This window comes from Nocardioides sp. Soil774 (assembly GCF_001428125.1).
Classification (GTDB): domain Bacteria; phylum Actinomycetota; class Actinomycetes; order Propionibacteriales; family Nocardioidaceae; genus Nocardioides.
The window spans coordinates 115,121-141,961 of record NZ_LMSM01000007.1 but is presented as its reverse complement, the minus strand read 5'-3'; the positions used below and the strand labels follow the sequence as shown (position 1 = coordinate 141,961).

At 72.7% G+C, this 26,841-nt stretch carries 27 protein-coding genes; 21 read left to right on the top strand and 6 right to left on the bottom strand.

Features of this window, described 5'->3' with window-relative positions; genetic code table 11:
* Positions 1 to 50: 50 nt before the first annotated feature.
* The 8 genes from pyrH to ASG76_RS10395 all read left to right on the top strand — a co-directional run bounded on the left by pyrH (position 51) and on the right by ASG76_RS10395 (position 6,505).
* Positions 51 to 767: a UMP kinase gene (pyrH, locus tag ASG76_RS10430; protein ID WP_200948145.1), complete on the top strand. Its 717-nt coding sequence runs from the start codon at positions 51 to 53 to the stop codon at positions 765 to 767.
* 53 nt (positions 768 to 820) lie between these two features.
* Positions 821 to 1,375, top strand: coding sequence for a ribosome recycling factor (gene frr, locus ASG76_RS10425; RefSeq protein WP_082587459.1), 555 nt, complete (start codon positions 821 to 823; stop codon positions 1,373 to 1,375).
* Between the two features lie 10 nt (positions 1,376 to 1,385).
* Positions 1,386 to 2,294 carry a phosphatidate cytidylyltransferase gene (locus ASG76_RS10420; protein ID WP_056602519.1) on the top strand — a complete coding sequence of 303 codons (909 nt, stop codon included), beginning with the start codon at positions 1,386 to 1,388 and terminating at the stop codon, positions 2,292 to 2,294.
* On the top strand, positions 2,295 to 3,071 hold the full coding sequence (locus ASG76_RS10415) for an SDR family oxidoreductase (protein ID WP_056602517.1): 777 nt from the start codon (positions 2,295 to 2,297) through the stop codon (positions 3,069 to 3,071). It abuts the gene before it with no gap.
* On the top strand, positions 3,068 to 3,580 hold the full coding sequence (locus ASG76_RS10410; RefSeq protein ID WP_056602516.1) for a histidine phosphatase family protein: 513 nt from the start codon (positions 3,068 to 3,070) through the stop codon (positions 3,578 to 3,580). Before ASG76_RS10415 ends, ASG76_RS10410 begins: the two co-directional genes overlap by 4 nt.
* A 77-nt stretch (positions 3,581 to 3,657) precedes the next feature.
* Positions 3,658 to 4,005 carry a hypothetical protein gene (locus ASG76_RS10405; RefSeq protein WP_056602514.1) on the top strand — a complete coding sequence of 116 codons (348 nt, stop codon included), beginning with the start codon at positions 3,658 to 3,660 and terminating at the stop codon, positions 4,003 to 4,005.
* A gap of 46 nt (positions 4,006 to 4,051) precedes the next feature.
* Positions 4,052 to 5,185 (top strand): 23S rRNA (adenine(2503)-C(2))-methyltransferase RlmN, encoded by a 1,134-nt coding sequence (gene rlmN, locus ASG76_RS10400; RefSeq protein WP_056602512.1) that lies wholly within the window; start codon positions 4,052 to 4,054, stop codon positions 5,183 to 5,185.
* Between the two features lie 87 nt (positions 5,186 to 5,272).
* Positions 5,273 to 6,505, top strand: a complete 1,233-nt coding sequence (locus tag ASG76_RS10395; RefSeq protein ID WP_235529518.1) for a glycosyltransferase family 4 protein — start codon at positions 5,273 to 5,275, stop codon at positions 6,503 to 6,505.
* Here ASG76_RS10395 and ASG76_RS10390 read toward each other — a convergent pair.
* Together ASG76_RS10390 and ASG76_RS10385 are read right to left on the bottom strand one after the other, a co-directional pair.
* The gene (locus tag ASG76_RS10390) at positions 6,483 to 7,571 is read right to left on the bottom strand and encodes an LOG family protein (RefSeq protein WP_056602510.1); all 1,089 of its coding nucleotides are present in this window, start codon (positions 7,569 to 7,571) and stop codon (positions 6,483 to 6,485) included. The two genes, ASG76_RS10395 and ASG76_RS10390, sit on opposite strands and share 23 nt — an antisense overlap.
* Before the next feature lie 72 nt (positions 7,572 to 7,643).
* A complete protein-coding gene (locus tag ASG76_RS10385) occupies positions 7,644 to 8,549 on the bottom strand; it encodes a serine protein kinase RIO (RefSeq protein WP_082587433.1) in 906 nt (301 codons plus the stop codon).
* Positions 8,550 to 8,747: 198 nt separating this feature from the next.
* Here ASG76_RS10385 and ASG76_RS10380 point away from each other — a divergent pair, with 198 nt between their 5' ends.
* The 8 genes from ASG76_RS10380 to ASG76_RS10345 all read left to right on the top strand — a co-directional run bounded on the left by ASG76_RS10380 (position 8,748) and on the right by ASG76_RS10345 (position 16,475).
* Positions 8,748 to 10,178, top strand: a complete 1,431-nt coding sequence (locus tag ASG76_RS10380; RefSeq protein WP_235529543.1) for a M1 family metallopeptidase — start codon at positions 8,748 to 8,750, stop codon at positions 10,176 to 10,178.
* Positions 10,179 to 10,184: 6 nt separating this feature from the next.
* Positions 10,185 to 10,781 carry an AMP-binding protein gene (locus tag ASG76_RS10375; RefSeq protein ID WP_056602508.1) on the top strand — a complete coding sequence of 199 codons (597 nt, stop codon included), beginning with the start codon at positions 10,185 to 10,187 and terminating at the stop codon, positions 10,779 to 10,781.
* Complete coding sequence (gene dxr / locus ASG76_RS10370; protein WP_056602506.1) at positions 10,778 to 11,863, top strand: 1-deoxy-D-xylulose-5-phosphate reductoisomerase; 1,086 nt, start codon at positions 10,778 to 10,780, stop codon at positions 11,861 to 11,863. Before ASG76_RS10375 ends, dxr begins: the two co-directional genes overlap by 4 nt.
* A gap of 48 nt (positions 11,864 to 11,911) precedes the next feature.
* The gene (locus ASG76_RS10365) at positions 11,912 to 13,258 is read left to right on the top strand and encodes a M50 family metallopeptidase (protein ID WP_056602503.1); all 1,347 of its coding nucleotides are present in this window, start codon (positions 11,912 to 11,914) and stop codon (positions 13,256 to 13,258) included.
* Between the two features lie 47 nt (positions 13,259 to 13,305).
* Entirely contained in the window at positions 13,306 to 14,454 is a 1,149-nt protein-coding gene (gene ispG, locus ASG76_RS10360) for a flavodoxin-dependent (E)-4-hydroxy-3-methylbut-2-enyl-diphosphate synthase (protein ID WP_056602500.1), read from the top strand.
* 29 nt (positions 14,455 to 14,483) lie between these two features.
* Positions 14,484 to 15,335, top strand: a complete 852-nt coding sequence (locus ASG76_RS10355; RefSeq protein ID WP_056602499.1) for a GNAT family N-acetyltransferase — start codon at positions 14,484 to 14,486, stop codon at positions 15,333 to 15,335.
* A 73-nt stretch (positions 15,336 to 15,408) separates the two neighbouring features.
* Entirely contained in the window at positions 15,409 to 16,020 is a 612-nt protein-coding gene (locus tag ASG76_RS10350) for a sigma-70 family RNA polymerase sigma factor (protein WP_082587431.1), read from the top strand.
* A complete protein-coding gene (locus ASG76_RS10345; RefSeq protein WP_056602497.1) occupies positions 16,017 to 16,475 on the top strand; it encodes a hypothetical protein in 459 nt (152 codons plus the stop codon). Before ASG76_RS10350 ends, ASG76_RS10345 begins: the two co-directional genes overlap by 4 nt.
* A 25-nt stretch (positions 16,476 to 16,500) precedes the next feature.
* Here the strand turns inward: ASG76_RS10345 and ASG76_RS10340 are convergent, their stop codons facing one another.
* The gene (locus ASG76_RS10340) at positions 16,501 to 17,775 is read right to left on the bottom strand and encodes a S8 family peptidase (RefSeq protein ID WP_056602495.1); all 1,275 of its coding nucleotides are present in this window, start codon (positions 17,773 to 17,775) and stop codon (positions 16,501 to 16,503) included.
* Between the two features lie 81 nt (positions 17,776 to 17,856).
* Here ASG76_RS10340 and ASG76_RS10335 point away from each other — a divergent pair, with 81 nt between their 5' ends.
* A complete protein-coding gene (locus ASG76_RS10335; protein WP_056602493.1) occupies positions 17,857 to 20,451 on the top strand; it encodes a CHAT domain-containing protein in 2,595 nt (864 codons plus the stop codon).
* Between the two features lie 3 nt (positions 20,452 to 20,454).
* On the opposite strand, the gene ASG76_RS10330 is transcribed toward ASG76_RS10335, so the two are convergent.
* Entirely contained in the window at positions 20,455 to 21,420 is a 966-nt protein-coding gene (locus ASG76_RS10330) for a hypothetical protein (RefSeq protein WP_056602491.1), read from the bottom strand.
* 120 nt (positions 21,421 to 21,540) lie between these two features.
* Here ASG76_RS10330 and ASG76_RS10325 point away from each other — a divergent pair, with 120 nt between their 5' ends.
* Both ASG76_RS10325 and ASG76_RS10320 read left to right on the top strand, forming a co-directional pair.
* Complete coding sequence (locus tag ASG76_RS10325; protein ID WP_235529515.1) at positions 21,541 to 23,319, top strand: proline--tRNA ligase; 1,779 nt, start codon at positions 21,541 to 21,543, stop codon at positions 23,317 to 23,319.
* Positions 23,320 to 23,334: 15 nt separating this feature from the next.
* Positions 23,335 to 24,045: an HAD family hydrolase gene (locus ASG76_RS10320; RefSeq protein ID WP_056602489.1), complete on the top strand. Its 711-nt coding sequence runs from the start codon at positions 23,335 to 23,337 to the stop codon at positions 24,043 to 24,045.
* 243 nt (positions 24,046 to 24,288) lie between these two features.
* Here the strand turns inward: ASG76_RS10320 and ASG76_RS10315 are convergent, their stop codons facing one another.
* Both ASG76_RS10315 and ASG76_RS10310 read right to left on the bottom strand, forming a co-directional pair.
* Positions 24,289 to 24,717 (bottom strand): ferritin-like domain-containing protein, encoded by a 429-nt coding sequence (locus tag ASG76_RS10315; RefSeq protein WP_056602488.1) that lies wholly within the window; start codon positions 24,715 to 24,717, stop codon positions 24,289 to 24,291.
* A complete protein-coding gene (locus tag ASG76_RS10310; RefSeq protein ID WP_157559065.1) occupies positions 24,714 to 25,205 on the bottom strand; it encodes a hypothetical protein in 492 nt (163 codons plus the stop codon). Before ASG76_RS10310 ends, ASG76_RS10315 begins: the two co-directional genes overlap by 4 nt.
* Positions 25,206 to 25,321: 116 nt before the next feature.
* Between ASG76_RS10310 and rimP the strand changes: the two genes are divergently transcribed.
* Both rimP and nusA read left to right on the top strand, forming a co-directional pair.
* Positions 25,322 to 25,828, top strand: a complete 507-nt coding sequence (gene rimP / locus ASG76_RS10305; RefSeq protein WP_056602484.1) for a ribosome maturation factor RimP — start codon at positions 25,322 to 25,324, stop codon at positions 25,826 to 25,828.
* The gene (nusA, locus tag ASG76_RS10300; RefSeq protein ID WP_056602482.1) at positions 25,828 to 26,808 is read left to right on the top strand and encodes a transcription termination factor NusA; all 981 of its coding nucleotides are present in this window, start codon (positions 25,828 to 25,830) and stop codon (positions 26,806 to 26,808) included. The genes rimP and nusA overlap by 1 nt, the downstream gene beginning before the upstream one ends.
* Positions 26,809 to 26,841 lie beyond the last annotated feature (33 nt).

Genomic DNA, 26,841 nt, shown 5'->3' with positions numbered 1-26,841 from the left:
CCGCGGCCGGTAGGTTTCTCGTCGACCACGTGGCGCGCGAAGGGATCCCAGTGACGGCTTACGACCGAGTCCTGCTCAAGCTCTCCGGCGAGGTGTTCGGCGGTGGTGAGGTGGGCCTGGACCTCGACGTCATCAACGCCCTGGCCGCCGAGATCGCCGAGGTCGCCAAGTCCGGGGTGCAGATCGCCATCGTCGTGGGCGGGGGCAACTTCTTTCGCGGCGCGGAGCTGCAGCAGCGCGGCATGGAGCGTGCGCGAGCCGACTACATGGGCATGCTCGGCACCGTCATGAACTGCCTGGCCCTGCAGGACCTGATCGAGAAGCACGGCGTCGAGACGCGCGTGCAGACCGCGATCACGATGGGCCAGGTCGCCGAGCCCTACATCCCGCGTCGCGCGATCCGGCACATGGAGAAGGGCCGCGTCGTGATCTTCGGCGCCGGCGCCGGCATGCCGTTCTTCTCCACCGACACGGTCGCGGCCCAGCGTGCGCTCGAGACGCGCTGCGAGGTCATCCTGATGGGCAAGCAGGGCGTCGACGGGGTCTTCGACTCCGATCCCAAGACCAACCCGGCAGCGGTCATGTTCGACCGACTGACCTACGACGAGTACCTCGCGCGCGACCTCAAGGTCGCCGACGCCACGGGCATCGCCCTGGCGCGCGACAACAAGATGGACATGGTCTTCTTCAACCTCTCCACGCCGGGCACGATCGTGCAGGCCGTGCGGGGTGAGAAGATTGGCACGCTGGTGACCAGCGCGTCCTGACCGGGACCGCGCACCGCCACCACCCCGACGTACGACGAGAGAGAGCACACGTGATCACCGACGTCATGAACGATGCCGACGCCAAGATGGGCAAGTCCGTCGAGGCGACCCGCGAGGAGTTCGCCGCGATCCGCGCCGGACGCGCCAACCCCGCGATGTTCTCCAAGATCACCGCCGACTACTACGGCACCCAGACGCCGCTGCAGCAGCTGGCCAGCTTCTCCTCCCAGGACGCGCGCACCATCCTCATCCAGCCCTTCGACATCGGCGCGATGGGTGCCATCGAGCGCGCCATCCGTGACTCTGACCTGGGCGTCAACCCGGCCAACGACGGCAAGGTCCTGCGCTGCGTCTTCCCCGAGCTCACCGAGGAGCGCCGCAAGGAGTTCATCAAGCTCGCCCGCGCCAAGGCCGAGGACGGCCGCGTGTCGGTGCGCAACGTGCGCCGCACCGCCAAGCAGGCGCTGGAGAAGCTCGAGAAGGACGGTGACGTCGGCAAGGACGACGTCACCGGTGCCGAGAAGCGCCTCGACGCGGTCACCAAGACCCACACCGACAAGATCGACGAGCTCCTCAAGCACAAGGAAGCCGAGCTGCTCGAGGTCTGAGCACACATCCATGAGCACCTCCGAGCCGCCGCCGTCCGGCGCGCCCCTGCCGCCGTCCGAGGCGATCAAGAAGGACCACGGCCGCGCCGGCCGCGACCTCCCCACCGCCATCGGCTCAGCGGTGGTGCTGGTCGGCGCCATCCTGCTGTCGCTGCTGTTCTGGAAGACCGCCTTCATGGCCATCGTGGCGGCGGCCGTGGTCGTGGCGATCTGGGAGCTGCACAAGGGCCTCGGGGCCAAGGACATCGACATCCCCGAGCAGCCACTCATGCTCGGCGGTGTCGTCATGGTGGTCGTCGCCTACTTCTCGGGGGCTCCGGCGCTGGTGACCGCCACGGCGGTGACGGCGCTCGTGATCATGCTGTGGTTGCTGCGGCGCGGTGTCGAGGGCTACGTCAAGAACGCCACCGCCGCGGTCTTCACGCTGGTCTACGTCCCGTTCCTCGGCTCGTTCGTCGCTCTCCTGCTCTCCGAGGGGGGCCACAACCCGGCCTTCGGCCTCGACACCGATGACCAGGGGGTGCGCGGCATCATCACCTTCATCGCCATCACGGTCGCGTCCGACACCGGCGGCTACGTCGCCGGCGTGCTCTTCGGCAAGCACCCGATGGCGCCCGTCATCTCGCCGAAGAAGTCCTGGGAGGGCTTCGCCGGCTCCATGGTCGCCACGGTCGCCGTCGGCACGTGGCTGGTCACCTCGTTCCTGGGGGGCGACTGGTGGGTCGGCGTCCTGCTCGGCCTCATCGCCGCCGTCATGGCCACCCTCGGCGACCTGTGCGAGTCGGTGATCAAGCGCGACCTCGGGATCAAGGACATGAGCAACGTCATCCCCGGTCACGGTGGCCTGATGGACCGGCTCGACTCGCTCCTCGCGACGGTCGCACCGATCTGGCTGGTGCTCTACTACCTCGTCTTCTAGGTGCGCCTCCTCGTCACCGGTGGCCGCACCGGCTACCTCGGCCGCCACGTCGTGGCCGCGGCCGTCGCGCACGAGGTGACCGCCGTGGGTTCGGCGGAGTGCGACGTGCGCGACCGCGGCGCCGTCGAGGCACTCGTCGCGCGGCACCGGCCGGACGCGATCGTCCACACCGCCTACGTCCAGTCCGACCGTGACGTCACCGCGACCGGCGCCGCGCACGTCGCGCAGGCAGCCGCACGTGCCGGCGCCCGCTTGGTGCTGGTCTCCTCCGACGTGGTCTTCGGCGGCCGCCCGGTGCCGTACGACGAGTCGGTGCCGCCTGCGCCCGTGTCGGCCTACGGCGAGGCGAAGGTGGAGGCAGAAGCCGCGGCCCTCGGCTCAGGGCCGGACGTGGTGGTCGCCCGGGCCTCGCTCATCCTCGGCGACGGCGAGTCCAAGCACGAGCGGCTGTTCCACGCGCTGGCGCTCGGCGGCGAGGGAGCGCTGTTCGAGGACGAGCGCCGCTGCCCGGTCCACGTCCGTGACCTGGCGAGGGCCCTCGTCGAGCTGGCCGGCAACGACGTCTCTGGCGTCCTCCACGTGGGGGGTGCCGACGCAGTGAGCCGGCTCGAGCTCGGTCGGCTGGTCGCCCTCCGCGACGGCCTCGACCCCGGCGCGCTGCGGGCCGGTCGACGGTCCGACCTTCCCGACCCCGGCCCCGTCGACGTACGCCTCGACTCCAGCCTGGCCGCGACGCTGCTGCGCACCCGGTTGCGGGGCGCCAGGGAGTTCCTGTGACCCTGCACCTGGTCCGGCACGGCCGCCCGCTGGTGGTCCCGGACGTGCCCGCCGCCGAGTGGGACCTCGACCCCGCGGCGTACGACGACGTGTGGGCGCTGCGGTCCGGGGGCCGGCTGCCCACGCGTGCGGCCTGGTTCAGCTCGCCCGAGCCCAAGGCGATGCAGACCGCCCAGCTCCTGACCGATGCCGACGTCGGCGTGCTGCCCGACCTGCGCGAGCACGAGCGCACGGGGGAGTGGGTCGAGGACTTCACCGCCGCGGTCCGTCGAGCGTTCGCCGTCCCCGAGGAGCCGGCGGTGGCCGGCTGGGAGCCGCTGACCACGTGCCGCGACCGGGTGGTGCCCGCGGTGCGCCGCGTGCTGGACGTGCACGGGGACGACGACGTCGTCCTCGTGGGGCACGGCACCGCCTGGACCCTCGTCGTCGCCGCGCTGACCGGCGAGCCGCCCGACCTCGCCCGGTGGGAGGCGCTGGAGATGCCCGACGTGATCGTGCTGGACCTATGAGGCGCGACACGTCCTGCCTGCCACCCGGCCCGCGTGCCCCGCACTCGGTGGCCGTCGCCAGCGCCTAGTCTGGAGGCGTGGAGACTGAAGAGGCCCGCACGTCCGAGGCGGCACCGCAGGAGCGCCCCGGCTGGTGGCACCACAGCCACCCGACGTTCGCCGGGATCACCGGCTTCTTCGCCGGGATGCTCTACGTCACCGCGCTGCCGGGCGCGTTCGCGGGGCTGCTGCGGCTGCTCTTCACCTACGACACCGCCGAGAAGCTGTTCCCCTTCGTGCTCCTCGCGCTGGTGGTGCCGATCGCGATGCTCGTCAAGCGCAAGACGCGCCGCTTCGCGCAGTTCATGTTCGTGGGGATGGTCGTGACGGCCCTCGTCGTCCTCGGCGTGGCCTCGCTCGTGCTCTACTTCATGGTCGACGCCTGAGTCGCTGACTCGCCGCGACGACAGTCGAGGTGGGACACTCGGTGCGATGTCCGAGACCGTAGAGCCCATCAAGACCCTGCCCCTCGTCTTCGACGAGCCCCGGGGCCGCAAGAAGCCGCCGCGCCACCTCGCCGACCTCGACGAGGCCGGCCGCAAGGCGCTGCTCGAGGAGATGGGGCTGCCGGGCTTCCGCGCCAAGCAGCTCTCGACCCACTACTTCGGCCGGCTCGTCGACGACCCGGCGGAGATGACCGACCTCCCGGCCGGACAGCGCGACGAGCTCGTGTCGGCGCTGCTGCCCGACCTGATGACCCCGCTGCGCACGCTCGAGGCCGACAAGGGCACCACGCGCAAGACGCTGTGGAAGCTCTTCGACGGCGCGCTGGTGGAGTCGGTGCTCATGCGCTACCCCGACCGCGCCACGGTCTGCGTCTCCAGCCAGGCCGGCTGCGGCATGGCCTGCCCCTTCTGCGCGACCGGGATGGGTGGACTGCAGCGCAACATGTCGACCGCCGAGATCGTCGAGCAGGTGGTGGCGGGCGCGCGCTCGATGGCTCGCGGTGAGGTGCCGGGTGGTCCCGGCCGCGTGTCCAACGTGGTCTTCATGGGCATGGGCGAGCCGCTCGCCAACTACAAGGCCGTCATCGGGGCCGTACGCCGCCTCACCGACCCCGCGCCCGCCGGCCTCGGGATGAGCGCGCGCGGCATCACGGTCTCCACCGTCGGGCTCGTGCCGCGCATCCGCCAGCTCACCGAGGAGGGCATCCCGGTGACCCTCGCGCTGAGCCTGCACGCCCCCGACGACGAGCTGCGCAACGAGCTGGTCCCGATCAACACCCGCTTTTCGGTCGCCGAGACGGTCGAGGCCGCCTGGGACTACGCCCGGGTCACCAAGCGCCGTGTCTCCATCGAGTACGCCATGATGCGCGGCATCAACGACCAGGCCCACCGCGCCGACCTCCTCGCCGACGTCCTCAACTCCTACGGCGACTGGGGCTGGGTGCACGTCAACCTGATCCCGCTCAACCCCGTCGAGGGCTCGAAGTGGACCGCGTCCGACCCCGCCGACGAGCGCGAGTTCGTCCGCCGGCTCGAGGCGAAGGGCATCCCGACCACGGTCCGCGACACCCGCGGGCGTGAGATCGACGGCGCCTGCGGCCAGCTCGCGGCCAAGGAGTAGCAGCCCTCCTCGCCCGTCGGGGAGCGTTCACGTGCCGTCTGCCGGGCACGGGTCGTGCGTTGCCGCGCGCTCCCTAGCGTCCGTGCCATGGACATGCTCGAGAGGCGGCGTCGCAGCCGCACCGTCCCGGCGCCCCTGCTCACCCTCCCGACTCCTGCCGCTCGTCCGGCTCTCGCCGCGACGACCGACGGCCCGCCGCTGCGGGTCCTGGTCGTCACCGAGTCGTTCCTGCCGCAGGTCAACGGAGTGACCAACTCCGTGCGCCGCGTCCTGGAGCACCTGGCGGCCGAGGGCCACGAGGCCCAGCTGGTCGCACCGACCGGCCCCGCGCACTACGCCGGCTTCCCCGTCACCCACGCCCGCGGCGCCTGCCTGCCGCTCTACCCCGACTTCCGCATCGGCCTGGAGACCCGCAGCCGGCTGCGGTCCACGATGCAGCGCTTCGCCCCCGACGTGGTGCACCTCGCCTCGCCGGCCGTGCTCGGCCACCAGGCCGCGAGGGTCGCGCGGTCGCTGGGCATCCCGACCGTGGCGGTCTACCAGACCGACCTGGTCGGCTTCGCCGATCGGTACGCCGTCCCCGGTGGGGCGCGCGCCATGGAGTCCCTCACGCGGCGCATCCACCTCGGCGTCGACCGCACCCTCGCGCCGTCCACGGCGAGCATCGACCAGCTCGAGCGGCTCGGCGTGCCGGCGGTGGCCCGGTGGCCACGCGGGGTGGACCAGGAGCTCTTCCACCCGGGCCGGCGCGACGAGTCGCTGCGGGCACGGCTGGCGCCGCACGGCGAGCTGCTCGTCGGCTACGTCGGGCGGCTGGCGCCGGAGAAGGAGCTCGAGCTGCTCGCCCACGTGGACCGCCTGCCCGGGGTGAGGCTGGTCGTGGTCGGCGGCGGGCCCGACGAGGCCCGCCTCAGGACCCTCCTCCCGGGCGCGGCCTTCCTCGGCGTGCTGCACGGTGAGGAGCTCGCCCGGGCCCATGCCTCGCTCGACGTCTTCGTGCACACCGGGCGCCACGAGACCTACTGCCAGTCGGCGCAGGAGGCGCTGGCCAGCGGGGTGCCCGTGGTCGCGCCCCGCGCCGGCGGGCCCATCGACGTGGTCGACGACACCGTGGCGGGCTACCTCTACGAGCCCGGCGACGCCGCCGAGCTGGTCGCGCACGTGACGCACCTGCGCGACCGACCGGTGCTGCGCCACCGGATGTCGCTCGCGGCCCGGGCCAGCGTGCGGGGACGCACCTGGCAGGCCGTCAACGACCTGCTCGTGCGCCACTACCGCGAGGTCAGCGCCCCGCCGGTCAGTCGTCGGCGCGCCGGCTGAGCCGGATCGTCTCGACCGCCTCCTCGAGCGAGTCGACGAGGTGGACGTGCGGCTCCATGGCGCGGCCACGCGCCATGGCCTCGAGCAGCGGCCAGGCGGGCAGCTCCTCGGTCCAGTGGCGGCGCCCGACCAGCACCATCGGGGCGAGGGAGGTCTCGTCGGCGTAGTAGTTCTCGCAGGCGTCCTGGAAGATCTCCTGCACCGTGCCGCCGGCCCCGGGCAGGAAGACGATGCCGGCGTTGCACACCTCCAGCAGGATCGACTCGCGGGTGGCGTTGCGGAAGTACTTGGCGATCGACGTGGCGAACGGGTTGGGCGGCTCGTGGCCGTAGTGCCACGTCGGGATCCCGAGCGACTCCCGCCCGCCCTCGGTCGCGTCGAGCACCCCGAACGCAGCCCGCGCCCAGACGCCGATGTCGGGCCGGAACGACGGCACCCGCGACAGCTCGGCGAGCGCAGCCTCCACGCCGTCGGGCAGGAAGGCGCCGAGGTTGGCCGCCTCCATCGCGCCGGGCCCGCCGCCGGTGGCGACGGTCAGGTGGTCGCCGAGGTGGTGGCCGAGGTGCGCCGCGTCGGCGTACCCCTGGCTGCCACGCTCGAGCCCGTGCCCTCCCATCACACCGACGATCGAGCGTCCCGCGACCCACCTCGTCAGGGCCTCGTCGATGGCGTGGTCGTGGAGGGTCATCGCGAGCGCGTCGTCGGTGTCGGTGGGCACCTTGGACCACGCGTAGGCGCACGCGTCCAGCGAGTCGCGGTAGTGGGGCGTGTCGTAGAGCTCTCGTGGGGAGTAGAGCGTGGTCCGGTAGGGGTCGACGGGAGTGTGGGGGATGGTCGGCAGCACCACGCCCCCGGCGCGTCGTACGGCGTCGGCGTCCCCGTCGGCGAACGTGCAGCCGAGGAACAGGGCTTGCGCGACCGAACCCCGCAGGAGCTGGTCGACGCGGTTGGTCAGGTCGAGCCGGACCAGTCGCCAGCCCTCGAGGGAGCGCGCGCCGCGCGCGAGCCGGCGGTCGAGCTCGTCGAGCGAGGTGACGTCGACGACGCGTCCACGGGTGCGCTTCACGCAGCACAACCTATGCCCGCTGGCCCTTGAGTCGCTGGGAGACTCAAGGGCCAGCGGCGCGGCCGCACGGCCTCAGAACGCGTGCGCCATCAGGTCCGCGAACAGCTCCTGCTCGTCGACCTCGAGTCCGCGCGAGCGGAACCAGGCGCACATGTTGGCGCAGTCGCGCAGCAGGAAGTCCATGCCGCGCGGGTTGCCGACCAGGTCCACCATCTGCGGCAGGTCGATGATCACGAGCCGCTCGCCCGCCGCGAGGGTGTTGTAGGGCGAGAGGTCGCCGTGGACCAGCCCGGCCTGCACCAGGACGCCCAGGGCGTCGCGCAGCTGGTCGTAGAAGCCCTCCACGACCGAGCGGTCGGGTCGCACCTGGGCCACGCGCGGCGCGGTGTCGGTCTGCCCGTCGACCGTGTGCGTGATCCACTCCATCAGGATCTCGGTCTCGTCGATCTGCACCGGGTAGGGGACCGGCAGCCCGAGCTCCCAGCAGCGGCGCAGGGCGTTCCACTCCGAGATGGCCCACTCGCCGGCGGCGACCTGCTTGCCCCAGGTGGACTTGCGCTTGAGGGCGCGGTTGTCGCGCGAGCGCTTCATCGAGCGGCCCTCGGTGTAGGACGCAGCGCGGTGGAAGGTGCGGTGGTCCGTGTCGCGGTAGCGCTTGGCGGCCATGACGACCGCGCGCTCCGGGCGGTGGGGGTCGCCGCGCTCGAGCAGGAAGACGTCGGCCTCCTTCCCCGTCTTGAGGACGCCGAGGTCGGTGTCGATGGCGCCGCTGGAGGTCACGACCCAGTCGGGGCGCGGTTCGGGACCCTTCATGAGGGCCTCGAGGTCGTCCCAGCGCGACCACCTCTGCCCGGCGGGGAGGTCGTCGTCGTAGGTGTCGTAGGTGAAGACGAACGAGGAGTCGATGCCCTCGACGGGCGAACGGTCGTCAGGCCGGAGGAAGTCCTCCGGGAAGGTGTGGGGCGTGCTGTCGTGCAACGTGGGTGCTCCGTGTGTGTGAAAGGTGGTCGGCGGGCAGGCCGAGGACAGCGATGGACATGTCACGGCTCCTTTCACGGGGGGCACCGGTGCGCGGGCAGCGCGTCGGGCGGCGGATCGCCGCGCCCATCGTCGAGCACCCGCGCGCGCCGCCGCAACCGATTTGTCGCGCTCGGCACGCGCTAGGTTCTGGGGGTGATGCGACGAACCCTCTCCCGGACCGTGCTGGCCGCCTCCCTCGCCGGAGCGCTGACCGTCGGGCTCACCGGCACCACGGCCACCGCCGGTCCGGTCGCTCCGGTCGACGGGTCCTCGGGCATCGGCGACCCCTACTGGCCGCTGGACGGCAACGGCGGCATCGACGTGGCGTCGTACGCCATCTCCAACCGCTACGCCTTCGCCGAGAAGCGGCTCAGTGGTCGCACCACCGTGCGGCTGAGGGCGACCAGCGACCTCAGCAGCTTCTCCCTCGACTTCCTGCTCAAGGTGTCGAAGGTGACCGTCGACGGCGCGAGGGCCGGCTTCACCAAGACCGACGGAGGGCACGAGCTGCGGATCACCCCGGCGGCACCGTTCGCCGCGGGCAGCGAGCACACCGTCGTGGTGACCTACGCCGACCGCCCGGGGAAGTACGCCTACGCCGGCGAGCGCAACTGGCTGGCCAGCCGGCGCGAGGTCGTCACGATGAACGAGCCGCACATGGCGCCGTGGTGGTTCCCCGCCAACGACCACCCGCTCGACAAGGCGGTCGTCGACGTCCGGATCCGCGTGCCCAAGGGCCGCGAGGTGATCTCCAACGGAGAGCTGAAGGGCAAGCGGACCGGCGTCCGGTCGACCACGTGGCACTGGCGCGCCGACGAGCCGATGGCGCCCTACCTCGCGTTCTTCGCGGCCGGCGACTTCACCGTCGCCCGGGGCCGGTACCAGGGCCTGCCCTGGCTGGTCGCGGTCTCGCAGCGCCTCGGCGAGCAGGACCAGCGGGCCAGCATGCGCCTGATGAAGAAGAGCCCGGCGGTGGTCGCCGGGCTCGAGAAGGATCTCGGCGCCTACCCGTTCTCCGTCGTCGGCGGCCTGACCACCGGCCTCGACGTCGGCTTCGCCCTCGAGAACCAGACGCGCCCGACCTACCCGTCGGTCGGCGGCAGCTACACCAGCATCGTCGTGCACGAGCTCGCCCACCAGTGGTTCGGCGACGACATCGCGGTGGCGCGCTGGAGCGACATCTGGCTCAACGAGGGGTTCGCCACGTTCATGGAGTGGCGCTGGGCGGAGACCCACGGCGGACGCTCCGGCGACGCCACGCTGCGCAGCTACTACGACAACGTGGCCGCGGGCTCCGACTTCTGGAGCGTCGTGGTGGGCGACCCCGGCGCCGACAAGGTCTTCGACAACGCCGTCTACGGCCGCGGGGGGATGGCGCTCCAGGCGCTGCGCAACCGCGTGGGCGACCAGGTCTTCTGGCGGGTGCTGCGCACCTGGCTCCGCGAGCAGCGCGGCGGCAACGGCTCGAGCGCGGAGTTCGAGGAGACGGCCGCGCGGGTCAGTGGGCAGGACCTCACGGCCTTCTTCGACGCGTGGCTGCGCACCCCGGCCAAGCCGGCCCGCACCGCCGACAACGGGCTGGGCTGAGCGCCGGTGGCTGAGGTGACCTGGTTCAGGACGCCCGCGGACGACGATCCGGGCACCCTCAACGCCTGCTACAACGCCCTCGACGTCCACGTCATCCGGGGGCGCGCCGACGAGGTCGCGCTCACCCTGGCCGAGGGGCGTCGCACCTTCGCGCGCCTGCTCACCGACGTCGCCGCCTGCGCAGGCGTGCTGCGGGCCTTCGGCGTCGGCATCGGCGACGACGTGGCCCTCGGGCCGCTGCCGGGGGAGACGGCCGTCGTCGGTGCGCTCGCCGTCGCGCGCGTCGGCGCCGTGGCGGCGTACGACGACCGGGCGGGCGCCACGGTGCGGCTCGGCGCCACCGACGCGGGCGTCGTCTTCGGCGTCGACGGCGATGACGTGCCCTGGGACGTCGCGATGCGGGCCGGTCGCACCGACCCCGCGGGCTGCGCCGACGTCCCCGGCGACGCGGTGCTGGCCCGGCACGGCGCGGACACCCTCACCGTCCTGGCCGCGCTCGGCGCGTCGGACGACCACACCACGTCCGCACCGCCCGGCCTCACGCTCGCCGAGGTCGGCGGCGTGACCTTCTGGTCGCCCGGCGCGCCGGAGGGCGCGTCGTGAGCCGGCGTGACGTGGTGGTCCTCGGCTCGACGGGCTCCATCGGCACCCAGGCGCTCGACCTGGTGCGAGCCCACCCCGACCGCTTCCGCGTCGCCGGACTCACCGCGGGCGGGTCGCACCCCGAGCTGTTCGAGGCCCAGGTGGCCGAGTTCGCGCCGGCGTTCTCCGGCGTGGGCGAGGAGGCCTCCACCGAGGCCGCCGCGCGCGCCTGCGACGTCGTGCTCAACGGCATCACCGGCGCCGTGGGGCTGCGCCCGACCCTGGCCGCGCTCGACGCCGGCAACACCCTCGCGCTCGCCAACAAGGAGTCGCTCATCATCGGCGGCCCGCTGGTCAAGGAGCGGGCGCGTCCGGGCCAGATCGTGCCGGTCGACTCCGAGCACAGCGCGATCGCGCAGAGCCTGCGCGCCGGCAGCGACACCGAGGTACGCCGCCTCGTGCTCACCGCGTCCGGCGGCCCGTTCCGCGGCCGCAGCGCGGCCGAGCTGGCCGACGTGACGCCCGAGCAGGCGCTGGCGCACCCCAACTTCTCGATGGGCCGGGTCATCACGACCAACTCCGCCACCCTGGTCAACAAGGGGCTGGAGGTGATCGAGGCACACCTGCTCTTCGACGTCCCCTTCGACCGCATCGACGTCGTGGTGCACCCCCAGCAGCTGATCCACTCGATGGTCGAGTTCGTCGACGGCGCGGTCGTGGCCCAGCTCGGGCTGCCGACGATGCTGGTGCCGATCGCGCTCGGGCTGGGCTGGCCCGAGCGCGTGCCCGACGCCGAGACCCCCATCGACTGGACGAAGGCCGCGGACTGGCGCTTCGAGCCCCTCGACGACGACGTGTTCCCGGCGGTCGGCCTCGCACGCGCGGCGGGGGAGCGCGGCGGCACCGCGCCCGCGGTCTACAACGCCGCCAACGAGGTCGCGGTCGACGCGTTCCACGACGGCCGGCTGCGCTTCCCCGACATCGTGTCCACGGTGGCGCGGGTCCTGGACCTCCACGACGTACCATCGAGGGAGCAGCTCACCGTCGACGACGTCCTCGCTGCCGATGCCTGGGCGCGTGCCGAGGCCGCCACCCTGATCTGAGCCCCGCCGAGCCCCGCCCCAGCCCCATCCGAGAAGGACCGCCCTGTCATGACCGCCCTGCTCTACACCGCGGGTGTCGTCACCTTCGTGGTGGCGATCCTGGTCTCCATCGGGCTCCACGAGTTCGGCCACCTGGTCCCGGCGAAGAAGTTCGGCTGCAAGGTGCCCCAGTGGTTCATCGGGTTCGGCCCGACCGTGTGGAGCAAGCAGATCGGCGAGACCGAGTACGGCGTCAAGGCGATCCCGCTCGGCGGCTACGTCAAGATCGTCGGGATGCTCCCGCCCGGGGCCGAGGGTCTCGTGGAGGAGACGACGTACGACGAGGACGGCGAAGCCGTCCACAAGGTGCGCCGCTCCAACACCGGCATGTTCACCCAGCTGATCTCCGACGCGCGCGCGGCGGAGTGGGAGTACGTCAAGCAGCACGACACCGACCGGCTCTTCTACCGCCTGGCGTGGTGGAAGAAGGTGATCGTGATGGCGGGCGGGCCGATGGTCAACATCGCCATCGCGTTCTCGCTGTTCGTGCTCCTCTTCGCCACCTACGGCAGCCCGCGCGACGAGGTCGTCGAGCCCACCGTGGCCGCCGTGCCCGAGTGCGTGATCCCGGTCAAGGAGATGCCGCGCGACTGCACCGCGCAGGACCCGCCGACCCCCGCCAAGAAGGCCGGCCTGCGGCCCGGCGACGAGATCCTGAGCTTCAACGGCACCCCGTTCAGCGACTGGGACAGCTTCCAGTCGCAGATCCGTGGCAACGCCGACGGCGACGCGGTCATCGAGGTCCGCCGCGGCGACCAGCGACTCACGCTCACCACCAACACCACCGTCACGCTGCGCCAGACCTCGCTCCAGGACCAGACCCTCACCGAGGTGGGCTTCCTCGGCGTGCAGCCCGTCACCCGCCTGCAGACGGGCGGCCCGATCTACACCGCGCGCCAGATGGGGACCATGACGGTCGAGACCGCGCAGGCGCTCGGCCAGCTGCCGGTGAAGGTCTACGAGGTCGGTCGCGCGATCGTCGGGCTCCAGGAGCGCGACCCCGAGAGCCCGGTGTCGATCGTCGGCGGCGGCCGGTTCGCCGGCGAGGCTGCGGCGAGCGACGCCTTCCCGCTGGCCGACAAGCTGGTCACGCTGCTCTTCCTCGTCGCGAGCTTCAACTTCTTCATCGGCATGTTCAACTTCGTGCCGCTGCTGCCCCTCGACGGCGGCCACATCGCCGGCGCGCTCTACGAGGGCCTCAAGCGCGGGCTGGCGCGCCTGCGCGGTCGCCCCGACCCCGGCCACGTCGACGTCGCCAAGCTGCTCCCGGTGGCCTACGTCGTCGGGCTGGCGATGCTCGTGATGGGCGTGGTGCTGATTGTGGCCGACCTCGTGGTGCCGCTGCACCTGAGCTGAGCCGCGCCGACTCGGGCCGACGGGGGAGCGCCTCCTAGACTGGCGTCATGACCGTCGGCCTCGGCATGCCCGCCCTCCCGCCCCCCGTCCTCAGCCCGCGTCGCAAGACGCGCCAGATCAAGGTCGGCTCGGTGGGCGTCGGCAGCGACTCGCCGATCTCGGTGCAGTCGATGACCACCACGCTGACCTCCGACGTCAACGCGACGCTGCAGCAGATCGCCGAGCTCACCGCCACCGGCTGCGACATCGTGCGCGTGGCGTGCCCGAGCCAGGACGACGCCGACGCGCTGCCGCAGATCGCGCAGCACTCGCAGATCCCGGTCATCGCCGACATCCACTTCCAGCCGAAGTACGTCTTCGCGGCGATCGACGCCGGCTGCGCGGCCGTGCGGGTCAACCCGGGCAACATCCGCAAGTTCGACGACCAGGTCAAGGAGATCGCGAAGGCCGCCAAGGACCGCGGCACCTCGATCCGCATCGGCGTCAACGCCGGCTCGCTCGACAAGCGCATCCTCGACAAGTACGGCAAGGCGACGCCCGAGGCGCTCGTCGAGTCGGCGGTGTGGGAGGCCGGCCTCTTCGAGGAGCACGACTTCCACGACTTCAAGATCTCGGTCAAGCACAACGACCCCGTCGTGATGGTGCGCGCCTACGAGCTCCTCGCCGAGGCGGGCGACTGGCCTCTGCACCTCGGCGTCACCGAGGCCGGCCCGGCCTTCCAGGGCACCATCAAGTCGGCGGTCGCCTTCGGCCACCTGCTCGGTCAGGGCATCGGCGACACCATCCGCGTCTCGTTGAGCGCCCCGCCGGTCGAGGAGGTGAAGGTCGGCCTGCAGATCCTGGAGTCGCTCAACCTCAAGCCGCGCCGTCTCGAGATCGTCTCCTGCCCGAGCTGCGGTCGCGCCCAGGTCGACGTCTACAAGCTCGCCGAGGAGGTCACCGCCGGCCTCGACGGGCTCGAGGTGCCGTTGCGCGTGGCCGTCATGGGCTGCGTCGTCAACGGTCCCGGCGAGGCCCGCGAGGCCGACCTCGGGGTCGCCTCCGGCAACGGCAAGGGCCAGATCTTCGTCAAGGGCGAGGTCATCAAGACCGTGCCGGAGTCGCAGATCGTGGAGACCCTCATCGAGGAGGCACTGCGCCTTGCCGAGGGCATGGAGCCGGTCGACGGCGCCGAGGCCTCGGTCACCGTCAGCTGAGCTGCCCTCGACCTGAGTAGGCTCCGAGCGTGCTGAGGACCCGGGAGCAGGTGCGCGTGCTGGGCCCGGGTGACCGGGACCGCTTCGTCGCGCTCGCCGAGCAGGACCCGGTCGTCAACGTCTTCGCCGACTACCGCGCGCGCCTCACCAACCTCGACGAGCGCTGGCTCGGCGGGCAGGTCTGGGGTCGCTTCGACGGCGACGAGCTCGTCGCCGGCTGCCACCTCGGCGCCAACCTGGTGCCGGTGCAGTGCACGCCCGACGACGTCGGCGCCTTCGCCGACGCCGCGCTGCGGCGGCGCAGCTCGGTCGGCACCATCGTCGGGCCGAGCGACGTGGTCGCCGCCCTGTGGGAGCTGCTGGAGCCGCGCTGGTCGCGCCCGCGCGAGGTGCGGATGTCCCAGCCGCACCTGCAGATCGACCACCTGCCGGCCGTCGGCCCCGCCGACGACGTACGAGTGACGACGCCGCGCGACCTCGAGGTCCTCTACCCCGCCTGCGTGGCGATGTACACCGAGGAGGTCGGCGTCTCGCCGGAGAACGACGCCGGCGGCGGCGACCTCTACCGGGCGCGCGTCCAGCAGCTCATCGGCCGCGGCTGGTCGATGGCGAGCTTCGACGACCAGGGCGTGGTCTTCAAGGCCGAGGTCGCCTGCGTGACGCCGTACGCCGCCCAGGTGCAGGGCGTCTGGGTCCGGCCGGACCGCCGCGGCGAGGGCCTCGCGGCGAGCGGGATGGCCTCCGTCGTCGCCCACGTGCTCGGATCCGGGATGGCCCCGGTGGTCTCGCTCTACGTCAACGAGTGGAACACCCCCGCCCGCTCGGCGTACGCCCGCGTGGGTTTCGAGCAGACGGCGACCTTCGCGACGCTGATGTTCTAGCCGCTCGGCGCCCGGGCAAAAATAGTTTCCGTCAGGACGTATCAGCACGGCGTGGTCCGCCTCCTGTGCTGACATGGGGACAATGGTCACCATGTCAGAGGACCGCAGGGCTGAGGGGCAGCCCGAACAGTCACCGTGGGACATGGCCAGTGGGGCGTTCATCGCCTGGCGTGCAGGGGACGCCGGAGCGGTGGACGAGCTGGTTGTTGCGATGACACCGGTGCTCTGGCACGTGGTGAGGGCATACGGGCACGACCGTCAGTCGGCTGAGGACGTCATCCAGGCGACCTGGCTCGGGTTCGTACGCCTGCACCAGACCATCGACGATCCCCAGGCGGTCGCGTCCTGGCTGATCACGTCAGCCAGGCGCGGCGCAGCCGCCCATGCCCGGACCGCACGCCGTGCGAGCCCGGTGCAGGACGAGACGCTGCACGCCGTGCTCCCGGACGCGGAGTCGGCCGAGGCGCTCGCCGTGCGAGACGACGAGGCGTCACGGCTGTGGGGAGCCGTGGCGTCCGTCGACGAGCGCTGCAGGAAGCTGCTGCGGGTCGTGGCCTTCATGGACCGACCCGACTACCACTCCTTGAGCCGGGACCTCGACATGCCCGTGGGGAGCATCGGTCCCACGCGGGCCCGGTGCCTGGCCAAGGTCCGATCCGCCCTGATGAGAGGAGGCGAGCGATGACCGACCCGGACGCCGCTCTCCTCGAGGAACTGCGTGACATGTGGACGACCTACGACCCCCCGCCCGCCGGCCTCGTGGCGACGATGATCGCCGCCGTGGCCGCTGCCGAGATCGACGACGAGTGGGAGATGCTCGTGCTCGTGCGCGACTCCGCCCGCGAGGAGACCGCGCAGGTGCGCGGCCTGGCCACGGCTCGGGTGCTGTGGTTCACCGCTGCCCAGGGCTGGTCGCTCGAGGCCGAGATCGACGGCGACGAGGTCCGCGGCCAGCTCCTCGACCTCGACGGTGACATGGCAGCGGTCGAGGTGAGCGTCGAGACCGCCGACGGCCGGTCGTGGTCGACCGCGCTCGACGAGGTGGGGTTCTTCGCCCTCACCGCCGAGACCTCCGGCTCGGTCCGCTTCACCGTGCGCGTCGGCGACACGACCTCGACCAGCCGCTGGGTCGCCGTCTGAGGCTCGCCCTGGCCCTGGCCCCGGCTCAGGGGATCCGCGGCTCCAGCTCCATGTGGGGGCCGATCGTCGGGTCGGAGTCGGGCACCGCGCGGGCCAGCACCGTGTCGCGGGCCTCCGCTGCCGAGCAGCCGGTCTCGCTGATCACGCGCGCGATCATGCCCGCGACCACCGGCGCCGCGAACGACGTCCCGCTCCACCGCGCCATGCCGGTCGAGAAGACCCGTACGTCGCCCTTGTTCGGGCTCTCGTGGCACACGAGGCTGCCGTCGGGGAACGCGTTGACCACGTTGCGACCCAGGACGAACACGTCGGCCGAGACGCCGTAGTTGCTGAAGTCGGAGACGCGGCCGTCCCGGTCGAGCGAGCCCACGCCGACGCACCAGTCGAACGCCGCCGGCCAGAACGGCGCGGCCCACGAGTCGTTGCCCGCGGCTGCCACCAGCACGCGGTCCTTGCCGCGCAGGTGCCGGCGGTGGAACGCGCGGAACGCGACGGACGGCAGGTCCAGGCGGGTGCGACACCCGGCGGAGAGGTTGATCACCTGCGGGTCGTGGGTGATCGCGTCCTCGAGCTGACGCACGATCTCCGACTCCAGGATGCCGCCGCCGCCCATCCCGTCGACGGCGAATCCCTCCACGAACACCTTGGTCCGCGGGGCCATGCAGCGCACGACGCCCGCGATGAAGGTGCCGTGCCCGGCGTAGGGCCGCAGGTCGGGTCCGTTGTGCTCGTCGTCGCCCTCGACGCCCTTCAGCCACGGCGTACGCCCGTCGGTGGCCGCGGCCGGGTGCCAGCCCGTGTCGACCACGACGACGCTGACCTCGCGGCCCTCGTCCTGCGGGGCGACGGCGGGCCAGGGCTCGGCGAGACCGGTCTCCTCCGGCTCGGTCGCGGGACACGCGGTCCCGCTCCCGCCGCCGGGCGAGACGTGGATCCAGTGGTCGGGGGTGGCCAGGCCCCGGCGCAGGCCGGCCTGCTCGAGCAGGTCGAGGACGTCGGGGACCTTCTCGCCGCTCGGCCGGGCCGGCAGCACGTAGCGCACGAGGTCGCCGTCGAGCAGGCGTACGTCGTCGCGCCGCGGCTCGTCGGTCAGCACACCCTTGTCGAGGCGCGCCACCGCGGCCTCGAACTCGTCGGTGTCCTCGGCCGCCACCAGCACGTGGTCGGGGTGGAACAGGTAGGTGAAGTCGGCCGGTGCCTCGGTGTCCCAGTCGACCTGCCCGTCGTTGGCGCTGCGCAGGTCGCGGAGCTGGTCAGTGCTGCGGCGTCGCTTGTCGTCGCCGATCTTCCAGTCGCTCATGCGGTGACGCTAGACCTGCGGCGACGTCGGCCGGACGGGATTGCGCAGAACTTTGCCTCGCCCGTGCGCAAGGATGTGCCGGTGGACCGGGCCGAGGCGGAGGAGCTGCTCCGCACGATCTTCGCCGACGCCGCCGCGTCGCGGGCCACCGCCGAGGCCCACCTGGTCGGCCACCCCGACCCGGCCGTCGACTCGATCGGGCACCAGGTCGTGGGGATCGTGCTGCGCGACACCGGTGAGACCGACCAGGCGCTGGCGCACCTGCGCCGGGCCCTGGCCCTCGCCCGTCGCGTCGACGAGGAGCGCGAGTCCGACGTGCGAGCCACCCTCGGCATCGCGCTCGCCCACGCCGGGCGCACCCGCGAGGGGATGGTCCACCTCGACCGGGCGGCCGCGGCCCTCACCGGACTGCCGCTGGCCCGGGTCCTCGTGCGCCGGGCGCGGATCCTGTCCTACTACCTCGGGCAGCTCGAGGACGGCGCCGCCGACCTGGAGCACGCGCTGCGGATCCTGGACGAGTCCGGTGACGACGTGTGGCGCGCGCGGGCGCTCAACCTGGAGGGCCTGTCCCGCGTCGGGCTGGGCGAGGTGGGCCGGGCCCGGCGCGCGTTCGCGGAGTCCCTCGAGATCCACACCCGCCTTGACATGCCGGCCGACGTCGCCGTCGGCGTGCACAACCAGGGCTGGCTCGCCTTCCTCGAGGGAGACCTGCCCGGTGCCCTCGAGCACTACGGTGCCGCACGCGACCGCTTCGACGCCCTGGGCATCACCAGCGTCGACCTCGTCTACGACCAGTGCACCGCGTACCTCGTGGCGGGGATGGCCGCCGACGCCCTCCAGGTCGTGGAGCACGCGCTGGCCGTGCGTCCGCTGCTGGCGACCGAGCGCGCCGACCTGCTCCTGGCACTGGCGGGCGCCGCGCTCGCCGCGGCCGAACCGGCCCGGGCCAGGTCGGCCGCGGACGAGGCCCGGGGGCTGCTCCGCAGCCAGGGCCGCCGGCAGCACTGGCTGCGCGCGGAGCTCCTGGCCCTCTGGGCGCGGACGGAGCTGGGCGAGGCCCCGGCCCGGCTGCTGGGCCGCACCGAGCGCCTCGTCGACGCCGCCCGCGAAGCTGGGTCGGATGAGCTCGGCGAGGCGCTGCTGCTCGGCGCCCGGCTGGCGGCCCGGGTGCGCTCGACCCGGGCCCACTCGCTGGTCGACGTCTGGCTCACCGAGGCGGCGGGCCTGCGCCACGCGACGAGGGGCACCACCCGGGCACTGGGCTGGCTGGCCCTCGCCCGGCACCGCGAGCTCGTCGGCCGTGCCGGCGGGGCCGGTGGGGTGCTGCGCGCGTGCGAGCGCGGCCTGTCGGCCCTCGACGAGCACCGCGCCACCTTCGGCAGCCAGGAGCTGAGGGCCCTGTCCTCGGCGCACGGCGCAGAGCTCGCGGAGCTCGGGACCCGCACGGCGCTCGCGGCCGGAGGCTCCCGGCGCCTGCTGCGGTGGTCGGAGCGGTGGCGGGCCACGGCGCTCGCTGTCCCCGGCACGCGGCCCGACCCCGACCCGCAGGCCACCTCCGACCTCGCCGCGCTTCGAGCGCAGCACCGGCGTCTCGCGGACGCGCGGGCCGCGGGTGAGCCCACCGAACGCATCGAGGCCCGCGCCGTGCGTCTCGAGCAGCAGGTGCGCCGGCGGCTGCTCCACGCGCGCGGGTCAGGGGAGACCGCAGGCTCGCTCGACGTGGGCCTCCTGCTCGACGGCCTCGCCGAGGACGACACCGTCCTCGTCCAGCTCACCGAGGTCGACGGCGTGCTCCATGCGCTCGTCGCCGGGCGACGACGGGTGCGCCACGTCGTGGTCGGCGACGCGGCCGGCGCGTCGAAGGCCGTCGACTTCGCCCTCTTCACCCTGCGCCAGGCCGCCCGCGGACGCCGTGCCCAGCTCGACGTCGCCGGGACGCGGCTCGAGCGCTCGCTGCTCGGCGCGGCCCTCGACGGGGTGGGGGAGTCCCGCGTGGTCGTGTCCGGGACGGCCGCGCTGCAGGGCGTGCCGTGGGGACTGGTGCCGTCGCTGGCGCACCGCCCGGTCACCAGCACGCCGTCGGCCAGGCTGTGGCTGCGGTCCCGGGACGCGGGTCCCGACGACGACGGCCGCCGGGTGCTGCTGGTCGGCCCCGGCCTGGGCAGCGGCGGCGCCGAGGTGCCGGCGATCGCGGCGCAGGACCCGGAGGCCGAGGTGATCGACGGCACCGCGGCGACCGTCGCGGCCTCGCTGGCCTCGCTGGACGGCGCCGCGCTCGCCCACGTCGCCGCGCACGGTCACTTCCGCGAGGACAGTCCGCTCTTCTCCTCGCTCACGCTGGCCGACGGCCCGCTCCTCGTGCACGACCTGCAGGGACTGCGCCGTCCGCCGCACCGGGTCGTGCTGTCGGCCTGCGAGTCGGGCGTCATGGCCCCGGTCGGCGACCAGGAGCTCCTCGGCCTCGCAGCCGCACTGCTCTCGATGGGCACGGCCGGCGTCGTGTCGAGCCTCGCCGAGGTCGACGACGCCGCCACGGTGGAGGTCATGGTCGCCCTGCACGCGAGCCTCCGCGCCGGCGGCGGGCTCGGCGAGGCGCTGCTGGCCGCACGCGAGGTCGCGGCCGGCGACCCGGTGCTGGCCGCCACCGCGGCGTCGTTCACCGTGCTCGGCACCTAGCGCTCAGGGGGCCTGCACCGGGACCGGGTCGGTCGCGTTCTCGCAGTCGTCGAGCGCGCAGCGCACGACGGCGTACTTCCGTGAGCCGTTGACGTGCAGCAGCAGCGTGTCCCGCGCCTCCCACTCCCAGCCGCTGAACCAGTTGGTGCGGTACGTCGCGAGCAGCGTGCCGTCGAGCTCGCGCAGCCGGACCTCGCCGGGGCCGAGCCCGTCGGTGAGGATGTCGAAGGTGAGCATGTGGGTGCCGTCGGGGGAGAAGGCGGCCACCCGGTCGCGGCACGAGCGCCACACGGTCGTCCCGGGCCGGCTCAGGCGCGCGAGGCGGGTGCAGCCGCCGAGGTAGGGGTCCTCGGTGTAGGTCACGAGCACGTCGTGCTCGATGCTGGCCTGCCCGGTCAGCGCGCGCGTGACGGTGCGCACGGAGTCACGGCCGACGCGCCACCACTGCAGGCGCTCGACGGTGCGCACGAGCACCCTGCGGCCGTCGGCCGCCACCACCTCCGGGTAGCGGCGGAAGGTGCGCGCGGCGATCTCGGTGCCGTCGACGGCCGACCACACCCGCACCTGCGACGTACGGTCCCCGCTGGCGGTGAGGAGCCGGCTGCCGTCCTCCGAGAGCACCGTGCCGTAGGCCTCGAGCGGGCGCAGCAGCTCGCGGATGCTGCCGTCGGCCTCGACCCGCACGATGCGGCGGCTGCGTGTCTCACCGACCGCGTTGGTGCGCCAGGTGGACGCGACGTAGGCGTCCCCCGAGGCGCCCAGCAGCTCTGCGTCGGTGCCGGGCAGGTCGATGCGACGGGCGCCGTCGACGAGCGCGCCGTCCTCGATGTGGGGGATCACGATGTCGGCCCCCCGCGCCAGCTGGTGCGGCTGCAGGTCGACGGTGGGTGCGGCCGCCTGGGCGGGCACCGCGAGGGCGCCTCCGACCGCGAGGGCGGCGGTGAGGACGGTGAGCAGCGATCGGCGCATGGTGGTTCCCCCTGAGGTGTGGTCTCCCTGGAGAGACGCACGACGTGGCTGCGGGGTTGCTCCTGCCCACCGGCGAATCTGGTGTGCGGCGCCACGGCCCGCGCACCTATCCTTGCGCGCATGGCCGCCCGCATCCTCCGTATGTCGACCCTGTTCGTGCGCACCCTGCGCGACGACCCCAACGACGCCGAGGTCCCGAGCCACCGCTTGCTGGTCCGCGCCGGCTACATCCGCCGCAACGCCCCGGGTCTCTACACCTGGCTGCCGCTGGGCCTGCGGGTGCTGCGCCGGATCGAGAACATCATCCGCGAGGAGATGGACGCCATCGGCGCCCAGGAGATGCTCTTCCCGGTGCTGCTGCCCCGCGAGCCCTACGACGCGAGTGGTCGCTGGACGGAGTACGGCGACAGCCTCTTCCGGATCCAGGACCGCAAGGGCGGTGACTACCTCCTCGGACCCACGCACGAGGAGATGTTCACCCTCGTGGTGAAGGACCTCTACTCCTCCTACAAGGACCTGCCGCTCTCGATCTACCAGATCCAGAACAAGTATCGCGACGAGGCGCGTCCCCGCGCCGGACTGCTGCGCGGTCGCGAGTTCGTCATGAAGGACTCCTACTCCTTCGACGTCGACGACGCCGGCCTCGAGAAGTCCTACCAGCAGCACCGCGACGCCTACGTCCGCATCTTCGACCGCCTCGGCTTTGACTACGTCATCGTGAAGGCGACCTCGGGCGCCATGGGCGGCTCGGCCAGCGAGGAGTTCCTCGCCAAGGCCGAGGTCGGCGAGGACACCTACGTCCGCTGCACCCACTGCGACTACGCCGCCAACGTCGAGGCCGTCGCCGTGCGCGCGCCCGCAGCCATCTCGTACGACGACGCTCCCGCCGCGCACGCCGAGGACACCCCCGACACGCCCACCATCGACACGCTGGTCGACCACCTCAACGCGACGTTCCCGCGCGACGACCGCCCGTGGGCGGCCGGCGACACGCTCAAGAACGTGCTCGTCGTGCTCAAGCACCCCGACGGCACGCGGGAGCCGCTCGCGATCGGCGTGCCCGGTGACCGCGAGGTCGACCAGAAGCGTCTCGAGGGCCAGCTCGAGCCCATCGAGGTCGAGCCGATGGACGAGGCCGAGCTGGCCAAGCACCCCGCGCTGGTCAAGGGCTACATCGGTCCGGAGGTCCTGGGCGAGGAGTCGAAGTCCGGCATCCGCTACCTCGTCGACCCTCGGGTCGTCGAGGGCACGCGCTGGGTGACCGGCGCCAACGTCGCCGGGTCGCACGTCGTCGACCTGGTGGCCGGCCGCGACTTCACGCCCGACGGCACGATCGAGGCCGCCGACGTGCGCGACGGCGACGCCTGCCCCAACTGCGGGGAGGGCACCCTCGAGTCCGCACGCGGTGTCGAGATGGGCCACATCTTCCAGCTCGGCCGCAAGTACGCCGACGCGCTCGGGCTCAAGGTGCTCGACGAGAACGGCAAGCTCGTCACCGTCACGATGGGCTCCTACGGCATCGGTCCCTCGCGTGCCGTCGCCGCCATCGCGGAGGGCACCCTCGACGACATCGGCCTCTGCTGGCCCCGCAACGTCGCGCCCGCCGACGTGCACGTCGTCGCCGCCGGCAAGGAGGACGCGATCTTCGAGGCCGCCGAGCGGCTCGTCGCCGACCTCGCCGCCCAGGGCGTCGAGGTGCTCCTCGACGACCGTCGCGGCAAGGTCAGCCCGGGCGTGAAGTTCAAGGACGCCGAGCTGATCGGCGTGCCCACCATCGTCACAATCGGCCGCGGCCTCGCCGACGGCACGATCGAGGTGCGCGACCGCCGCTCGGGCGAGCGCGAGGAGGTCGCCGTCGACGCGGCCGCGGCCCGCATCGTCGAGCTCGTCCGCGGCTAGGTCCGGTCCTCGCCCATGACGATCCAGGCAGTGATCTTCGACTGGGGTGGCACGCTGACCCTTTGGCACGACGTGGACTTCCACGCCGAGTCGGTGGCGCTCGCCGGCGCCGTACGCCGCACGCCCACCCCCGACGACGACCACCACGCGTGGGCCGCGCGCCTGCACCGCGCGGGCGACGTGATCTGGGGGCGCAGCCGCGACCACCAGCGGAGCGCGACCATCGCCGACCTCTTCACCGAGGCCGGCCTGGACCACGACCCCGACCTGCTCGCGGCCTACTACGAGTTCTGGGAGCCCCACACCCAGACCGATCCCGAGGTGCGGCCGATGTGGGAGGAGCTGCGGGGGATGGGCGTCAAGGTGGGCGTGCTCTCCAACACCATCTGGCCGCGGGAGTGGCACGTGGGCTTCTTCGAGCGCGACGGGGTGCACCACCTCGTCGACGGCGACGTCTACTCCAGCGAGATCCCCTGGACCAAGCCGTCGCCGCTGGCGTTCCGTGCCGCGATGGAAGCCGTCGGCGTCGACGACCCGGCCGCGTGCGTCTACGTCGGCGACCGGCTCTTCGACGACGTCTGGGGCGCCCACAACGCCGGCCTGCGCGCCATCCACGTCCCGCTCAGCAACATCCCCGTCGAGCAGGTCGGGCACACCGAGGGCGAGCCCGACGCGACGATCAGCTCCCTGGCCGAGATCCCCGGTCTCGTGCGCCGCTGGGGCTGACGCAGGTGCTGCAAGTTTATGCGTTGCACGAACATGCAAGTGGGATGTGCTTTCGCAACCGTCTGATCGAATGCATGATTGTGCATGTGGCCACCACTACCCCACAAGTGGGCCACAACGGGTGATGCTGACCAACCCCATGTAGCGGTCCGCGTCCTCGGCCTTTGGGAGAGATCTCGGGACTTTCCCAAGGGCTGAGGCCGCGGGCCGTTTCCCGTTCCCGGAGCGGCTCCCGACGGCCGCTCAGTCGAGCTCCGGGGCTCCGGGCCACGTCTGCGGAGTGCCGCCGAGCTCGAGCTGCCACGCGGCCGACCAGGTCGCCTCGGTCAGCGCCCACGAGCGCACGGTGCCGGACGACTGCGCCACGAGCGCGAGCATCGTCTGCACCCCGGATACCTCGAGGTCGAGTGCCGCGGACGCGAGCTGGTCCGCGCGCAGCAGCCTCCCGTCGAGCTCGTACGCCGCCGCTGCCGCGACCGGCTCGCCGCCGGCCTCCTCGACCATCAGGCGCAGCTGGTCGCGCCGCGAGCGGTGCCGGCGGTAGGCGGCGTCCAGGACGCCGTAGAGCTCGGGCGTGGCGCCCTGCGAGGTGCGCGCGCCCAGCACGCCGTAGGTGTAGAGCGTGGCGTGCTCCGCGGCCAGCGTCTCCTGCAGCGCGTCGAGGGTCGTCATGGCGCCACCTCGCTGCTCAGGGCGGCAGAGTGCTGGGCGGTGGAGGCGGCGATGCTCGCCAGCACGCGGGCGAGGTCACCGCTCGCCGCGGCGGTGCAGCCCTCGCGGACCGCGCGCTGCAGCCGGCGCTCGGAGCGCCGGACGACCGACAGGGCTCGCTCGGGGTCGTCCGGGAGGTGCACGGGCTCGCTGGCGGGCAGCTCGGCCCCCTCGACCGCCCCGATGAGCAGCTCGCGGTGGGCGGCGTGCGCCGTCCGCACCGCGCCGAGCGCGGCGGACCGCGTCGCGGCCTCGGCCAGCACGGCCTCCGCGCGCGCCAGCTCGGCCACGACCGAGGCGACCAGGTCGGCGTCCTCCGGCGGCGGTGCCGTCGCGGGCCCACTGCTGCTCTCGCGCGCGGGTGGGTCGATGTCGCAGGCAGCCAGCACGAGGGGCGCCGCGAGCGCCGAGCCCATCGCCGTACGACGGGAGAGCGGGCGTCCGGGCACGGCCGAACCCTACCCACCGCGCCCGGCGGTCCGGACCAGTCGCCGGGCTTTGTCGGGTGCCCGGTGGGGGCCGCTAGGGTGAACCTTCGACAACAGCACAAGGAGGTCGCACCCCGATGAGCACACCCCGTCAGGACGCCACCCGGGACCGCATCGAGGCGGAGCTGGTCGACCCCCTGAGCGTGATGGGCCTCGACGTCGAGGCCGTCGAGGTCACCCCCGCCGGCAAGCGACGCGTGCTGCGCGTCGCGGTCGACAAGGACGGCGGTGTCACGCTCGACGACGTCGCCGACGCGACCCGCGAGGTCTCGCGGGTGCTCGACGCGTCCGACGTGATGGGCGAGATGCCCTACACGCTCGAGGTCACCTCGCGAGGCGTCGACCGTCCGCTCACGCTGCCCCGCCACTGGCGCCGCAACACCGACCGGCTCGTCAAGGCCACCCTGGCCGACGGCACGAGCCTTACCGGCCGCATCACCGGCTCGACCGAGGAGTCGGTGACCCTCGACGTGTCCGGGGAGCAGCGCGAGGTGCCCTACGCCGACGTGGCGAAGGCCCTCGTGCAGGTCGAGTTCAACCGCAAGACCGAGACGCCTGAGAAGCAAGAGAAGAAGGACGACTGATGGACATCGATCTGAGCATCCTGCGGATGCTGGAGCGCGAGAAGGAGATCTCCTTCGAGGTGCTGGCCGAGGCCATCGAGCAGGCCCTGCTGACCGCCTACCAGCGCGCGACCGAGTCCCAGCGCCCCGCCCGGGTCGAGCTGGACCGCAAGACCGGCCACGTGACCGTGTGGGCGCGCGAGGTCGAGGAGGACGGCACCCGCGGCCCGGAGTACGACGACACCCCGGCCGGGTTCGGCCGGATCGCGGCCACGACGGCCAAGCAGGTCATGCTCCAGCGGCTCCGTGACGCCGAGGACGAGAAGACGTTCGGCGAGTTCTCCGGCAAGGAGGGCGACATCATCTCGGGCATCATCCAGCAGGGCCGCAACCCCGACGACGTGATGGTCGACCTCGGCAAGCTCGAGGCGATCCTGCCGATCAGCGAGCGCGTGCCGGGGGAGAAGTACGTCCACGGCGAGCGCATCAAGTGCCTGGTGACCTCGGTCCGCAAGGGCATGCGCGGTCCCCAGATCACCCTGTCGCGCTCCCACCCGACGCTCGTGAAGAAGCTCTTCGCCCTCGAGGTCCCCGAGATCGCCGACGGCACCGTCGAGATCGCCGGCATCGCCCGCGAGGCGGGTCACCGCACCAAGATCGCGGTGCACTCGACCGTGCCGGGGGTCAACGCCAAGGGTGCGTGCATCGGGCCGATGGGCTCGCGCGTGCGCAACGTGATGAGCGAGCTGCACGGCGAGAAGATCGACATCGTCGACTGGGCCGAGGACCCGGCCGAGATGGTCGCCCACGCCTTGTCCCCGGCGCGGGTCACCGCGGTGGAGATCGTCGACCTGGCCGCCCGCTCGGCCCGCGTCGTCGTGCCGGACTTCCAGCTGTCCCTGGCCATCGGCAAGGAGGGCCAGAACGCCCGCCTCGCCGCCCGCCTCACCGGCTGGCGCATCGACATCCGCTCCGACGAGGCGCCGGCGCCCGAGGACTGAGCGTCCCGGAGGTGGTCGTCGGCCGTCACGGCC